This is a genomic window from Sphingomonas sp. (assembly GCF_031361285.1).
Lineage (GTDB): Bacteria > Pseudomonadota > Alphaproteobacteria > Sphingomonadales > Sphingomonadaceae > Sphingomicrobium.
This window is the reverse complement of sequence record NZ_JANMCO010000156.1, coordinates 26,275-40,690: the sequence shown is the minus strand read 5'-3', so window position 1 is coordinate 40,690 and position 14,416 is coordinate 26,275. Positions and strand designations below refer to the sequence as shown.

Annotated in this window: 13 protein-coding genes; 3 read left to right on the top strand and 10 right to left on the bottom strand. The window is 64.4% G+C overall.

Translation table 11 applies throughout. The annotated features are described in order from the left end of the window. Positions 1-24: 24 nt before the first annotated feature. On the bottom strand, positions 25-312 hold the full coding sequence (groES, locus tag RMO25_RS12795) for a co-chaperone GroES (RefSeq protein ID WP_309662986.1): 288 nt from the start codon (positions 310-312) through the stop codon (positions 25-27). A gap of 125 nt (positions 313-437) precedes the next feature. Beyond that, positions 438-1,838: an MATE family efflux transporter gene (locus RMO25_RS12790; RefSeq protein WP_309662985.1), complete on the bottom strand. Its 1,401-nt coding sequence runs from the start codon at positions 1,836-1,838 to the stop codon at positions 438-440. A gap of 129 nt (positions 1,839-1,967) precedes the next feature. Here RMO25_RS12790 and sppA point away from each other — a divergent pair, with 129 nt between their 5' ends. Together sppA and RMO25_RS12780 are read left to right on the top strand one after the other, a co-directional pair. Further along, positions 1,968-3,830 (top strand): signal peptide peptidase SppA, encoded by a 1,863-nt coding sequence (gene sppA, locus RMO25_RS12785; RefSeq protein WP_309662984.1) that lies wholly within the window; start codon positions 1,968-1,970, stop codon positions 3,828-3,830. Then, positions 3,821-4,402 (top strand): N-acetyltransferase family protein, encoded by a 582-nt coding sequence (locus RMO25_RS12780; protein WP_309662983.1) that lies wholly within the window; start codon positions 3,821-3,823, stop codon positions 4,400-4,402. The genes sppA and RMO25_RS12780 overlap by 10 nt, the downstream gene beginning before the upstream one ends. Here RMO25_RS12780 and RMO25_RS12775 read toward each other — a convergent pair. The 8 genes from RMO25_RS12775 to mdh all read right to left on the bottom strand — a co-directional run bounded on the left by RMO25_RS12775 (position 4,365) and on the right by mdh (position 13,826). Then, positions 4,365-4,763: a DUF1761 domain-containing protein gene (locus RMO25_RS12775; protein WP_309662982.1), complete on the bottom strand. Its 399-nt coding sequence runs from the start codon at positions 4,761-4,763 to the stop codon at positions 4,365-4,367. The two genes, RMO25_RS12780 and RMO25_RS12775, sit on opposite strands and share 38 nt — an antisense overlap. A 26-nt stretch (positions 4,764-4,789) precedes the next feature. Continuing rightward, entirely contained in the window at positions 4,790-5,389 is a 600-nt protein-coding gene (locus RMO25_RS12770; protein ID WP_309662981.1) for a TetR/AcrR family transcriptional regulator, read from the bottom strand. A gap of 30 nt (positions 5,390-5,419) precedes the next feature. Beyond that, positions 5,420-6,118 (bottom strand): PepSY domain-containing protein, encoded by a 699-nt coding sequence (locus RMO25_RS12765; RefSeq protein WP_309662980.1) that lies wholly within the window; start codon positions 6,116-6,118, stop codon positions 5,420-5,422. Further along, positions 6,118-7,512 carry a dihydrolipoyl dehydrogenase gene (gene lpdA, locus RMO25_RS12760; protein ID WP_309662979.1) on the bottom strand — a complete coding sequence of 465 codons (1,395 nt, stop codon included), beginning with the start codon at positions 7,510-7,512 and terminating at the stop codon, positions 6,118-6,120. Before lpdA ends, RMO25_RS12765 begins: the two co-directional genes overlap by 1 nt. An 85-nt stretch (positions 7,513-7,597) precedes the next feature. Beyond that, positions 7,598-8,920, bottom strand: coding sequence for a 2-oxoglutarate dehydrogenase complex dihydrolipoyllysine-residue succinyltransferase (gene odhB, locus RMO25_RS12755; protein WP_309662978.1), 1,323 nt, complete (start codon positions 8,918-8,920; stop codon positions 7,598-7,600). 9 nt (positions 8,921-8,929) lie between these two features. Continuing rightward, positions 8,930-11,746 carry a 2-oxoglutarate dehydrogenase E1 component gene (locus tag RMO25_RS12750; protein ID WP_309662977.1) on the bottom strand — a complete coding sequence of 939 codons (2,817 nt, stop codon included), beginning with the start codon at positions 11,744-11,746 and terminating at the stop codon, positions 8,930-8,932. Between the two features lie 3 nt (positions 11,747-11,749). After that, on the bottom strand, positions 11,750-12,634 hold the full coding sequence (gene sucD / locus RMO25_RS12745; RefSeq protein WP_309662976.1) for a succinate--CoA ligase subunit alpha: 885 nt from the start codon (positions 12,632-12,634) through the stop codon (positions 11,750-11,752). A gap of 214 nt (positions 12,635-12,848) precedes the next feature. Then, positions 12,849-13,826: a malate dehydrogenase gene (gene mdh, locus RMO25_RS12740; RefSeq protein ID WP_309662975.1), complete on the bottom strand. Its 978-nt coding sequence runs from the start codon at positions 13,824-13,826 to the stop codon at positions 12,849-12,851. 166 nt (positions 13,827-13,992) lie between these two features. Here mdh and RMO25_RS12735 point away from each other — a divergent pair, with 166 nt between their 5' ends. Next, positions 13,993-14,391 (top strand): hypothetical protein, encoded by a 399-nt coding sequence (locus tag RMO25_RS12735; protein WP_309662974.1) that lies wholly within the window; start codon positions 13,993-13,995, stop codon positions 14,389-14,391. Positions 14,392-14,416 lie beyond the last annotated feature (25 nt).

Genomic DNA, 14,416 nt, shown 5'->3' with positions numbered 1-14,416 from the left:
CCGGGACGCAGTTGATATTGACGGTCAGCCGACGATCCCGAGGATGTCGCTTTCCTTCATGATGATCAGGTCTTCGCCCGCGATCTTGACCTCGGTGCCCGACCATTTGCCGAACAGGATCTTGTCGCCGGCCTTGACGTCGAGCGGCGTCACCTTGCCGTCGTCGGCGCGCGTCCCGGTGCCGACCGAAATGACTTCGCCTTCCTGCGGCTTTTCCTGCGCCGAGTCGGGAATGATGATCCCACCGGCGGTTTTCTCTTCGGCCTCGACCCGGCGGACGAGAACGCGATCATGAAGGGGTCTGAAACCCATAGCTGATGCCCTTTTGAATTTTGTTGCTCACAAATCCGCTTGGCACTCATCCCATGAGAGTGCCAGCGATGACCGGCATATGGTTGCGGCGATCGCTTCCGTCAACGCCTTGGGGCGCAGTTTCGTCATTTCCGGAGTTGGGGCGGTGCAAGCCCAAGACGAGCGCGCATCATCCAGCGGGCGAGCATCAGCACCGCCACCACGCCGAGGCCGGTCGCCAGCCCGATCCAGATGCCGACGCCCTTCCAGCCGCCATGAAACGCCAGCCAGACGCCGACGCCCAGGCCAACCACCCAGTAACCGAACAAAGCGAACAGCATCGGCCGCTTGGTGTCGTGGAGCCCGCGCAGCATGCCGGCGCCAACGACCTGGGCGCCGTCGACGATCTGGAACGCCGCCGCCACCATCAAGAACGAGACGCCAAGCTGGATCACCTTGGCGTTGGCCGGCACATCGGCAAGGAACAAAGTGACGAGATCATGCGGGAACAGCCACAGCGCCAGCGCCATCACCGCCATGAAGCCAACCCCCAGCGTCCAAGCGGTCCAGCCGGCGCGGGCAATGCCGTCGGCATCGTTGCGGCCGACCGCCCGACCGACCCGCACCGTCGCCGCCTGGCCGAGACCCAACGGGACCATGAAGCTCAAGGCCGCGATCTGCAGCGCGATCGCGTGGGCGGCGATCGACTCGGCGTCGATCAGGCCCATCAGATAAGCGGCGGCGCCGAACACCGCGCCTTCGAACGCCATTGTCAGGCCGATCGGCAAGCCGAGCCGCCAGATGTGACGAAAACGCGGCCAGTCGGCTCGCCAGAAGCGTCCGAACAAATGAAAGCGGCGGAACTTGCGATCCCTGGCGATGACGATGCCGAGGACTAGTGTCAGGCTGAACCAGACGATCGAGCTGCCCAGCCCGCCGCCGAAAATGCCCAGCGCCGGCAGGCCGAACCGGCCGAAGATCAGCGACCAGCTAACAATGCCGTTGAGGACGATGCCAAGCGCGCTGACGATGAAAATCCATCGTGGCCGTTCAAGCGCCGACAGGAAATTGCGCATCGCCTGGAACAGCAGGAACGGCAGGATGCACCACATATAGCCGCGCAGAAAGGTTTGCGCCGAGCGCGCCAGGGCCGGTTGCTGGCCGAGCAGCACAATCAGCTTTTCCGAGTTCCACAAGACCGCCCAGGTCGCCAGCGCAATGCAAATCGCCACCCAGCTGGCCTGACGGAACGACCGGCGCACGTCGCGCACCGCGGTCGAGCGCTGGCCCAGCGCCGTTGCCATCATCGGCGACGATGCCGCGACCACACCGATGCCGAGCAGGACGAAGACGAAAGTGAGGTTGAGCCCGAGCGCCGAGGCGGCGAGCGCGTGCGGGCCAAGCCAGCCCATCAGCACGACATCGGTCCCCTGGATGAGCGACATCGTCAGGTTCGACAGGATTAGCGGCCAGGCAAGCGTGATCGTCGCCCGCAGCTCGTCGCGCCACGGACCGTCAGCCCGGATCGATTTGGCTTGCCTGTCCATCGATCCGTCATTGCGAGAAGCGTAGCGCCGAAGCAATCCAGCGGCGCAGGACTGGATTGCTTCGCTCCGCTCGCAATGACGGCGGGGATACGCTAGCTGGCAATGGATCTGTCGAAGGGTTCACCAAGAATGACATTCGTGCGCGCGATCTGGAAGCTGCTGGTGGGCATCAAGGATGCCCTGGTGCTGCTGTTCATGCTGCTGTTCTTCGGCCTGCTGTACGCTGGCCTGTCGGCCCGCCCGACCCCGGTGACCGATGGCGTGCTGGCGTTCAAGCTCGACGGTTCGGTGGTTGAGCAACCGGCCAAGGCGCAATTGTCGGAGCTGGCGGGGGGCGGCCGGCTCAAGCAATATCGCCTGCGTGACCTAATTGCCGCGCTCGACGCGGCAAAGGGCGATGATCGCGTTAAAGCCGTCGCGCTCGACCTCGACGGCTTCGTCGGCGGCGGCCAGACGGCGATGTCGGATCTGTCCGACGCCATTCGCCGCGTCCGGACATCGGGCAAGCCGGTGCTGGCTTACGCGACCGGCTATACCAACGACGGCTACCAGCTCGGTGCGGCCGCGTCGGAAGTCTGGCTCAATCCGCTGGGCGCCGTCGCTATCGCCGGCCCGGGCGGCGCGAACCTTTACTTCAAGGGTTTGCTCGACAAGCTTGGGGTGACCGCAAACGTTTACCGCGTCGGCACTTATAAGGCGGCGGTCGAGCCGTTCATTCGCAACGACATGTCGCCCGCGGCGCGCGAGAATTACCAGGCGTTTGGCCAGGCGCTGCTCGAAAGCTGGCGCGACAGCGTCCTTCGCGCTCGTCCGCAAGCCAAGGTCGACGCCTTCATGAAGGACATGCCGGGGGCCGTAAACGCGGCCGGCGGCGACATGGCCAAGGCGGCGCTGGCCGCGGGCCTTATCGACAAGATCGCCGACCGCCGCGCGTTCGAAGCGCGCCTGGCCCAGCTTGGCGGCACGGACGACAAGGCGCCCGGCGGCTACAAGAGCATCAAGCTCGAAAGCTATATCAAGGACCGGGTCAAGGAGACGCCGCGCGGGCCGATCGGCGTCGTTACGATCGCCGGGACGATCGTCGACGGCAAGGCGCCCAACGGCACCGCCGGCGGCGACAGTATCGCCAAATTGATCGACGACGGGCTGCGAAAAGGCGGGCTGAAAGCGCTGGTCGTCCGCGTCGACAGCCCTGGCGGATCAGTGCTGGCGTCGGAGCGTATCCGCCAGGCGATCCTGGCCGCCAAGGATCAAGGTCTGCCCGTCGTCGTGTCGATGGGCAGCGTCGCCGCATCGGGCGGTTATTGGGTCTCGACGCCCGCCGACTACATCTATGCCGAGCCATCGACCATCACCGGGTCGATCGGCGTATTTGGTATCCTGCCCAGCTTCCAGGGGACGCTGGCCAAGCTCGGCATGGGCGCCGACGGCATCAAGACGACCCCGCTGTCGGGCGAACCCGACCTGCTTCGGGGCCCCTCGCCCGATGCCAGCCGGCTAATCCAGGCTTCGGTCGAGTCGATCTACCGCACGTTTTTGGGCGTGGTCGCCCAGTCGCGGCACAAATCGCCCGCCGATATCGACAAGATCGCCCAGGGGCGGATTTGGGACGGCGGCACCGCGCATCAGCTCGGCCTGGTCGACGGTTTCGGCGGCTTGCCGGAAGCGATTGCCAAAGCGGCCGAGCTTGCCAAGCTCGGCAAGGATGACCGCGATGTCCGCTACCTCGAACGGCCGCCGAGTTTCAAGGATGGCCTGCTCGAGATGCTGGCGTCGCAGGATCGCGACGACGACAGTGCGGGTCCTGCGGATGGCTTCGCAGCAATCGGTGGCCGTCCAGACCTCGAACTGGCGGCGATGATCGCCGACCTGCGCTCGATCCTGGCGGGTCCGCGGATCCAGGCGCGCTGCCTGGAATGCGGACCAGTCGCGCCGACCCAGCTGACCCGGCAGGATCAGGGCTTGCTCGCCGCGCTGGCGGCATGGTTCTGATTCGCCTCGCCCAGGAAGCCGACGCAGCCGCCATTGCAGAAATCTATCGGCCCTATGTCGAGGATAGCCGGGTCAGTTTCGAGGAAAAGGCGCCCGACGCCGCCGAGATGGCGCGGCGGTGCGTTGGCGACCGGCCCGGTTTTCATCCCTGGCTGGTTGCGGAAGAGGCCGGCCAGCTACTCGGTTATGCGAGCAGCTCGCCGTTCCGCGCCCGGCCCGCCTATCGCTGGAGCGTCGAGACCAGCATCTATCTCGCCGCTAATGCCCATGGCCGCGGGCTCGGCAAACAGTTGCTATCGACGCTGACCGACCTGCTCGAGCGGCAGGGCTATGTTACCGCGATCGGCGCGATCGCTTTGCCCAACGACGCCAGCGTCCGCCTCCACGAGGCCCTGGGCTTCGTCCACGCCGGCACCTATCGCGGCACCGGCTTCAAGCTCGGCCAGTGGATCGATGTCGGGCTGTGGCAAAAGGAACTGGCGCCGCGCGGTCCCGCGCCGGCCGAACCCCGGCCGTTTGCCGCGCTGTTCGAACCTAATGCATCCAGCCCAGGATCACACCGAACAGCGTGAATTGCAGCGTGTGATAGCCGCCGTTGATCAGCCACAGGGTAAGCGGGCGGTGTTCGAACAGATAACTGATGCCGAGGGACGCCGCGACCCAGCACAGGCCCGCCGACGCCCCGGCGCCGATCGCCGGCACCAGCCCGAAATTGCGCCCGAGAAACATCGCGAACACCAAAGCGGCGATCAGGCTGAGGACGAAAGTCAGGCCGAAAATCATCGCCATATTGCCGCTCTTCGCTTGCTCGTCGCTGAGGCCCGCGGCGCGCTGCCAGGGCTTGGCGAACAGCATCGGCGAATACCAGATGCCGCCCAGCGCTAACGAACTCACCGCGCACAGCAACACCGCAATCCAATTCACGTCCGGCATGATTATTCCCCCTTGTAATGGGCCAGTCAGGCGGCCCGTTCCTGTTGCATCAAAGCATCGAGGCAGCTGCGCAATTGCGCCACTGATCGATCAAAATAAGCGACGTCACGATAGGTGCGCGCCTGCATCACGCCGCCCTCCATCACGTTGAGCGCGAGCTCGGCGATGGCGCGCAGGTCAGTGCCGGGCGGAAAACGATGCGCGGCGTCGCCAAGCGTATTGGCAACCGCGCCGATCCAGGCGTCGAAATTGGCCGCGATTAGCGCCCGCACCGCCGGGTCGGGCTCGTGCAGTTCGAGCGCCAGGCTGCCGATCGGGCAGCCATATTCGCAATCGGTGGTGACAATGGCTCGGCGGTAACTGTCGAGCAAAGCGAACAACCGGTTGATCGGGTCGTCGACGCCGGCCCAGGCCGGTTCGAGCAGCATCGGCCCGATCCCGTCGCGATAGGCTTCGAGCACCGCCAGGAGCACATCCTGCTTGCCCGGGAAAAAATAATAGAGGCTGCCGCTGTTGACCTGGCTGCGGCTCAATAGGTCGGCGATCGAGGTCGAATTAAAGCCCTTGAGCCAGAACAGCTCCATCGCCGCTTCGACGATCCGCGCCCGTGTGCCCTTGCCGCCCATGATCGCTCATTAGTTGAACGTTCAATCAAGTCAAGTCGAGGGCTCTTTGCGCTGTCTTCGCCGCCGGATGGTCAACGGCAATTGAATCAGCGCCAATATGCTCAGCGCCAGCGCGACGATGGCGAAGCCAATGGTCAGCGGATTGTGGGCATCTTCGCGGGTCTTGAGGTCCATGATGTGGATACCCCACATCAAATCGTAGAATCGCCACCAGCCGGTGCGGCGGGCGACGATCGCGCCCGATCCCCCATCGACGTAGAAATGGGTGCCGTCATCCATTGCCACCCGCCACGCGGCGATCGGCCGGCGCAGTTCCATCGGTGGCGATTTGGGATCCGTCCGCGTCGCCGATTGGACCTTGGCCGCGCCCATATAGCGCGCGGTCACTTCGCGCACCGCGTCGGCGGCGGACAGCGGCGGCAGCATCGCGCCATTGGCGGGGTCGGCAAGCCGGGTGGACCCGTCGGGCAGCGTCACCACCCAGCGAATGCCGGCCGCGCGGCGTTCGAGCGTGAGGCCCTTGATTGCCACGCCGTCAATCCGCGGGATGGCGGGCGGCGTCGCCATCCGCATCGGCTTGGGCTCACTCAGCAAGCCTTCGCCGCGCACCTCCTCGATCGGCTTGGCAACCATCACCAGGCCGGTCACCACCCACAGCAGGATCGGCAGCCCGACGATCCAGCCGAGCCACACGTGCCAGCGGCGCAGACGTGATCGAACGGCCCCCACTAAATATGGATCGGCTTGCCGGTCACTGCCATCGCCGCTTCCTTCAGCGCCTCGGCGTGGGTCGGGTGGGCGTGGCAGGTGTAGGCGATGTCCTCCGAGGTCGCGCCGAATTCCATCGCCTGCGCCGCTTGGGCGATCATCGTCCCGGCGACCGAGGCGATCATCCACACCCCCAGTACCCGGTCGGTCTTGGCATCGGCGATCACCTTGACGAAGCCGTCGGTCTCGCGGTTGGTTTTGGCCCGGCTGTTGGCGAGCATCGGGAATTTCCCAACCTTGACCTCGCCATGCTCGCGCGCCTCTTCCTCAGTCAGGCCGACGCCGGCAATTTCGGGCATGGTGTAGACGACGCTGGGGATCACGTCGTGATTGACGATCCCGGTTAGCCCGGCGATGTTCTCGGCCACCGCGATGCCCTCGTCCTCGGCCTTGTGGGCGAGCATCGGGCCGGGAACCACGTCGCCGATCGCCCAAATACCCGGCACGCCGGTCTTGAAACTATGGTCGATGTCGACCTGACCCTTGGCGTTGACCTTGAGACCCGCCTTGTCGAGCGCCAAACCGTCGGTGTTGGGCCGCCGCCCGATCGATACCAGGACGACGTCGGCCTCGATCGTCTCTGCAGTGCCGCCAGCGGCGGGCTCGACCGTCAGCTTGACGCCCGCGCCTTCGACCTTTGCCCCAGTGACCTTGGTGCCGAGCCTCAGCTCGAAGCCCTGCTTCTTGAAGATTTTGTTGGCTTCCTTGCGCACCTCGGCGTCCATGCCGGGGAGGATCTGGTCGAGATATTCGACGACGGTGACCTTGGCGCCCAGCCGCAACCACACCGAGCCCAGCTCGAGCCCGATGACGCCGCCGCCGATCACGACCAGATGCTTGGGCACCTCGGCCAGTTCGAGCGCGCCGGTTGAATCGACGATGCGCTTTTGATCCACGTCCACACCGGGCAGCGGGGTGACCGACGAGCCGGTGGCGATGACGATATTCTTCGCTCGCACCGTTCGGTCGCCGACCTTGACCGTATCGGCGCTGGCGAAACTCGCGCGGCCCCTGAGCCACTCGACCTTATTCTTCTTGAACAGGAATTCGATGCCCTGGGTCAGGCCTTTCACGGCTTCCATGCGGCTGCCGTGCATCCCGTCGAGGTCGAGTTCGACGCCGCTCGCCTTGACCCCCCATTTGGCCATGGTGCCGTGGGCCGCTTCGTCGAACAGTTCGGACGCGTGGAGCAAGGCCTTGGACGGGATGCAGCCGACGTTGAGGCAGGTCCCGCCCAGCGTCTCGCGGCTTTCGGCGCAAGCGGTCTTGAGGCCGAGCTGCGCGGCCCGAATCGCGGCAACATAGCCGCCCGGCCCGGACCCGATCACCAGCACGTCGAAATCGTAATCAGCCATTCTCTACCTCGTTCCCCGGCGAAGGCCGGGGTCCAGCCCAAACAAATAAATCCTGGGCCCCGGCCTGCGCCGGGGAACAGCCAAATTAGAGGTCAATCAAAATTCGCGTTGGGTCCTCGATCGCTTCCTTGACCCGGACCAGGAAGGTCACCGCCTCGCGCCCGTCGACCAGGCGATGATCGTAGGTCAGCGCCAGATACATCATCGGCCGGGCGACGATCTCGCCGTCTCTGACCACCGGCCGCTCCTCGATCCGGTGCATGCCAAGCACCGCCGATTGCGGCGGGTTGATGATTGGCGTCGACAGCAGCGACCCGAACACGCCGCCATTGGAAATGGTGAAGGTGCCGCCCTGCATTTCCTCGAGGGTCAACGTCCCGTCCTTGGCCTTCTTGCCATAAGCGGCGATGGCTTGTTCGATCTCGGCGAAGCTCATCGCCTGGGCGTTACGAACGACCGGTACGACCAATCCCTTGGGCGCCGACACCGCGACCGAGACGTCGAGAAAGTCGTGATAGATGATCTCGTCGCCATCGATGCTGGCGTTGACCGACGGCACGTCGCGCGCCGCCAGCGCTACCGCCTTGACGAAAAAGCCCATGAAACCCAGCCGGATGCCGTGCTTCTTCTCAAACAAATCCTTGTAGCGGGCGCGGGCCGCAATCACCGCCGACATGTCGACGTCGTTGAACGTGGTCAGCAGCGCGGCGCTGTTCTGCGCTTCCTTGAGCCGCGTCGCGATTGTCTGCCGCAGGCGCGACATCTTGACGCGTTCTTCTTTCCTGCTCCCCGGCGCAGGCCGGGGTCCAGGAGCCGCAGGCTTTGCTTCGTCGGCGGCGGCGACTTTCGCCTCCGGCGCTTTCACCTCTGGTGTCGGCGCACTTTTCTGCGCTTCCGCCGCCGCCAGCACATCGTCCTTGGTCAGTCGCCCATCCTTGCCGCTGCCGCGGATTTTCGATGGATCGACGTGATGCTCAAGCACCGCCCGGCGGACGGCGGGAGACAGGGTCGTAATGGTGTCGGACGCTGGCGGCGCTTCAGCGGCGGTTTGCGTTTCCGTTGCGTGCGGCGCGTGGTCGTCGTTGCGCAACGCCGGGCTTTCGCCTGCACCAGCTGGGTTGGTCTTGGTCGAGTCCGCGCCCTGCTCGGCCGGCGTGGCAGCCGTTGCCGCACCGTCGTTGATCCGCGCGATCACCGCTCCGACCGCGACCGTTTCGCCTTCCTTGACCAAAGCTTCGCCGAACACGCCGGCGACCGGGGACGGGACTTCGACCGTGACCTTGTCGGTCTCGAGGCTGGCAATCGGCTCGTCGGCGGCGACCGCGTCGCCAGGCTGCTTGAGCCACTGCGCGAGCGTGCCTTCGGTGATCGACTCGCCGAGCGTCGGAACCTTAACGTCAGTCGCCATGATCATCCTTCACTTGCCGGCAACCGCCGCCGCGTCCGTCGGGCTGCTATGCCCCAGAGCGTCGGCGATCAAGGCCACCTGCTCGGCTGCGTGGCGTTTGGCGAGCCCGGTCGCCGGCGACGCGGACGCTTTGCGCCCGGCATAGCGCGGCCGCAGGCTCTTGTGCCCGGCGTCGGCAAGGCAGGTCTCCAGCAGCTCTTCGACGAACGACCAGGCGCCATTGTTCTTCGGTTCTTCCTGCGCCCAGACCAGCTCCTGGAGGCCCGGCATGGCCCGCAGCCGCTTGACCAGAGGTTCGGACGGAAACGGATACAGCTGTTCGACGCGCAGGATCTCGGTGTTCGCATCGTGGGCGAAGTCGGTCAGGGAGGCGTCCCGGGCTTCCATCAGCTCATAGGCAAGCTTGCCCGAGCATAGAACGAGCCGCTTCGTCTGGCCTTCGGCCGGGGGGTTCAAATCATTGAGGATGCGGCGAAAATGACTCTCGCCGGTAAAGTCGCTAAGCTTGGATACCGCAAGCTTGTTCCGCAGCAGCGATTTGGGCGTCATCAGGATCAATGGCTTGCGGAAATCGCGCCGCAATTGCCGCCGCAAGATGTGGAAATAATTGGCCGGCGTGGTGCAGTTGGCGACCTGCAGATTATCCTCGGCGCACAGCTGCAAATAGCGCTCCAGCCGCGCCGAACTATGTTCCGGCCCCTGCCCTTCAAACGCGTGCGGCAGCAACAGCACCAGGCCGCTGGCGCGCAGCCATTTTGCTTCTCCAGCGGCAATGAACTGGTCGATGATGGTCTGCGCGCCATTGGCAAAATCGCCGAACTGCGCTTCCCACAGCACCAGCGTTTTCGGGTCGGCGAGCGAATAGCCATATTCGAAGCCGAGCACGCCGAATTCCGACAACGGGCTGTCGCGCACTTCGAAGTGTCCGCCATCGATCTGGCCCAAGGGAATATATTTCTCGCCGGTCTGCTGATCGACCCACACCGAGTGGCGCTGGCTGAATGTGCCGCGGCCGCTGTCCTGGCCCGACAGCCGCACGCCCTGGCCATCGGCAACCAGGCTCCCGAACGCCAGCGCTTCGCCGGTCGCCCAGTCGACGCCGTCGCCGCTGGCGAACATCTGGGTCTTGGCGTCGAGGATGCGCTGGAGCGTCGGGTGAATGTGGAATCCGTCGGGCACCTGGGTCAGGATCTTGCCGAGCGTCGCGACTTCGTTGTCGCTGATGGCCGTTGCGGTGTTGCGGCGGCCCAGCACCGGCTCTTCCGGGGAGCCAAGACCCAGCCACCGGCCGCCAAACCAGTCCGCCTTGTCGGGCGAATAGGTCGCCGCGGACATGAATTCGCCCTCGAGATGATCGATATAATCCTTTGTGGTTTGGTCGACCCAGGCGGGATCGATCACCCGCTGATCGATCAGCTTCTGGCCATAGATTGCGCTGATCGGCGGATGCGTCTTGATCGCCGCATACATCAACGGCTGGGTGAAGCTGGGTTCATCGCCTTCGTTATGGCCGAAACGGCGATAGCACCACATGTCGATGACGATGTCGCGATTGAAGGTCTGGCGAAATTCGATCGCCATCTTGCAACACCAGGTGACCGCTTCGGGATCGTCGCCGTTGACGTGCAGGATCGGCGCCTGGATGCCTTTCGCCACGTCCGACGGGTAAGGCGACGAGCGCGCAAACTGCGGGCTGGTGGTGAAGCCGACCTGGTTGTTGATGATGAAATGGATCGTGCCGCCGGTTTCATATCCCGGCAGGCCGGAAAAGCTCAGGCACTCCCAAACCACGCCTTGGCCAGCAAAGGCCGCGTCGCCGTGGAGCAGGATCGGCAGGACCGAATCGCCTTGCTCGTCGCCCTTGATCGTCTGCGACGCGCGCGCCTTGCCCAGCACCACCGGGTCGACCGCTTCCAGATGCGACGGATTGGGCAGCAGCGACAGATGGACCGTGTTGCCGTCGAATTCGCGGTCCGATGACGTGCCGAGATGATATTTGACGTCACCCGACCCGCCGACGTCGGCCGGGTTGGTGGCGCCGCCGGCGAATTCGTGAAAGATCGCTTTGGCCGGCTTGCCCAAGACATTGGACAGGATGTTCAGGCGCCCGCGGTGGGCCATGCCGACGTCGATCTCCCCGACCCCGTACTGGCCACCATATTTGATCACCGCTTCGAGCGCCGGGACCGCGCTTTCGCCGCCATCCAGCCCGAACCGCTTGGTCCCGACATATTTGCGGGCAAGAAATTTCTCCCATTGCTCGGCATGGATGACCTTGGTCAGGATCGATTGCTTGCCTTCAGGCGTGAACTGGACGGTGTCTTCGGGGCGTTCAATCCGCTCCTGGATGAAACGCCGCTCCTCGACCTCGTTGATGTGCATATATTCAAAGCCGATGTGGCCGCAGTAAGTGCTGTGCAGCACCCGAACGATCTCGTGTACCGTCGCCTGCTCGAAACCGAGCACACCGCCGACCCAGATTCGCCGGTCGAGATCGGCGTCGGAAAAGCCATGAAAAGACGGCGTCAGATCGGCGGGGATGTCGCGCTTCGTCAGCCCCAGCGGATCGAGATTGGCGGCCAGGTGCCCGCGCACGCGGTAGGTGCGGATCAGCATCATCGCGCGGATCGAATCGTTGGCGGCGCGGCGGACCGCGTCCGGGTCGGCACCAGCCGCCTCGGCTCGCGCCTTCGATGCCGCGGCGATTGTCTCGATCACCGCGTCGGTCGGGTCGAGACCAATATTGAGCTCGTCGAGCTCGGCCAGCGGCCAGTTCGCCCGCGCCCAGCTCGGGCCTGTGTCCTTGTCGCGGCTGAGAACGTCCATTTCTTAACCCTTGAGAAGCGCTTTCAGCGTCTTTCCCAGCTCAGATGGGCTCGGCGAGACGGTTATTCCAGCCGCCTCCAGCGCCGCGATCTTGTCTTCGGCGCCACCCTTGCCGCCGGCGACGATCGCCCCGGCATGGCCCATCCGGCGTCCGGGCGGCGCGGTCAGGCCGGCAATGAAGCCGACCATCGGCTTGCGGCGCCCGCGCCTGGCCTCGTCGGCGATGAACTGCGCGGCGTCTTCTTCAGCCGAGCCACCGATTTCGCCGATCATGATCATCGCCTGGGTGGCGTCGTCGGCGAGGAACAGTTCGAGCACGTCGATGAAGTCGGTGCCGTTGACCGGGTCGCCGCCGATCCCGACCGCAGTCGACTGGCCGAGCCCTTCATTGGTCGTCTGGAATACGGCCTCATAGGTCAAAGTGCCCGAGCGGCTGACGACGCCGACGCTGCCCTTCTTGAAGATGTTGCCGGGCATGATGCCGATCTTGCATTCGTCGGGAGTCAGCACGCCGGGGCAATTGGGCCCGATCAGCCGCGACTTGGAGCCGCACAAGGCGCGCTTGACCTTGACCATGTCGAGGACCGGAATGCCTTCGGTAATGGTGACGATCAGCGGCACTTGCGCGTCGATCGCCTCGAGGATGGAATCGGCGGCGAACGGCGGCGGCACATAGATCACCGACGCAGTCGCACCGGTCGCTTCGACCGCTTGCTCGACGGTGTCGAACACCGGCAGACCGATGTGGGTCGATCCGCCCTTCCCCGGCGTCACGCCCCCGACCATCTGCGTCCCGTAAGCGAGCCCCTGCTCGGTGTGGAACGTGCCCGTCTCGCCGGTCATCCCCTGCGTGATGACCTTCGTGTTCTTGTCGACGAGAATGCTCACTCCACTGCCTTCGCTTTCCTAGTCAGTCGACCGCCGACAAAACCGACAACCGCCGGAATTACAAAAACAAGCACAATGGGATTTCCCGCCGCCAATCCCCAAAGCGGCAGCGCTACGAGTATTGCTAAGGCGATACACGTCAGGCCAAGCACGCGAGAGAAGAAGCTTGCGACCCCCGAAACAAGCGCAATCGCAGCAATCCAGAGAGTATCCGTCACGCAACGGCCTCTTTGGCCAGGCTGCCGTCAATCGCCTTGCACGCCACCAGCAGCTCTTTGACCGCGTCGACGCTGACATCGAAATTCTTGCGCGCGGCGTCGTCGAGCTGGATTTCGACGATTCGCTCAACGCCGCCGGCGCCAAGCACGCACGGCACACCGACGTAGAGATTGTCGACACCGTACTGGCCGGTGAGGTTGGCGGCGCAGGGCAGGACGCGTTTCTTGTCCTTCAAAAAGCTCTCGGCCATCGCGATCGCGGCGGTCGCCGGCGCGTAAAAAGCGCTGCCGGTCTTGAGTAAAGCGACGATCTCGCCGCCGCCGCCGCGCGTGCGCTTGACGATTTCGTCGATCCGCTCGCTCGTCGTCCAGCCCATCTTAACGAGGTCGGGGATCGGGATGCCGGCGACGGTCGAATATTCGACGATCGGCACCATCGTGTCGCCGTGGCCGCCGAGGACGAAGGCGGTGACGTCCTCGACGCTGACGTTGAACTCGTCGGCGAGGAAATGGCGGAACCGCGCGCTGTCGAGCACGCCGGCCATACCGACGACCATATTGTGCGGCAGGCCGGAGAATTCGCGCAGCGCCCAGACCATCGCGTCCAAGGGGTTGGTGATGCAGATCACGAAGGCCTTGGGGGCGTGGGTCTTGATGCCCTCGCCGACCGCCTTCATCACTTTCAAATTGATGCCGAGCAAATCGTCGCGACTCATGCCGGGCTTGCGGGCGATCCCGGCGGTGACGATGCACACATCGGCCCCGGCAATGTCGGAATAGTCCGAGCTACCCTTCAGCGTCGCGTCGAAATCATCGACCGGCCCCGCCTGCGAAATGTCGAGCGCTTTGCCTTCCGGAATCCCTTCGGCGATGTCGAACAGGACGATGTCGCCCAATTCGCGCATCGCCGCGAGGTGGGCCAGGGTGCCGCCGATCATCCCGGCGCCGATCAGCGCGATTTTCTTGCGTGCCATAAGCGATATCGGGTCCCTTGCGAGGTTGGAAGCCGCGCGGCGGCGCGGAGTTGAGCGCGCTCTAAACCGGCAGAGGGAGTCGGGCAACAGCCCTGAAAAACGTGCCGAGCGGTGAACCTTCTAACCTCGGCAAGCGTTCAATGGGGAAATTGGACAGGATAAAAACATGAAAAACATGCTGCTTATAGCCGGCGCGACCGCGCTCGGTCTCGCCGCTCCGGCCGGCGCCAAGCCAGGCAATGGTCACGGCAATTCCGCCCATTACCAGGGCAACCATGGCAAGGGCTCGTTGTACGGCTATGGCGCCGGTGGCTGCCCGCCAGGCCTCGCCAAGAAAAACAACGGCTGCCGCCCCCCGGGACAGGCGAAAAAGCTGTATAATATCGGCCAGCGTTTTCCTTCGAACTACGGCAATCGGTGGAGCTACAACCAGATTCCGTATAACCTTCGCAACCAGTACGGCTTCGACCAGAGCAACCGTTATTATTACGGGAATGGCTATCTCTATCAGGTCGATCCCAAGACCATGCTGATCGAGCGGGTCGTCAGCGCCCTGCTCCGCTAGGCGAGCGCCATCGTAATCAAGGGCC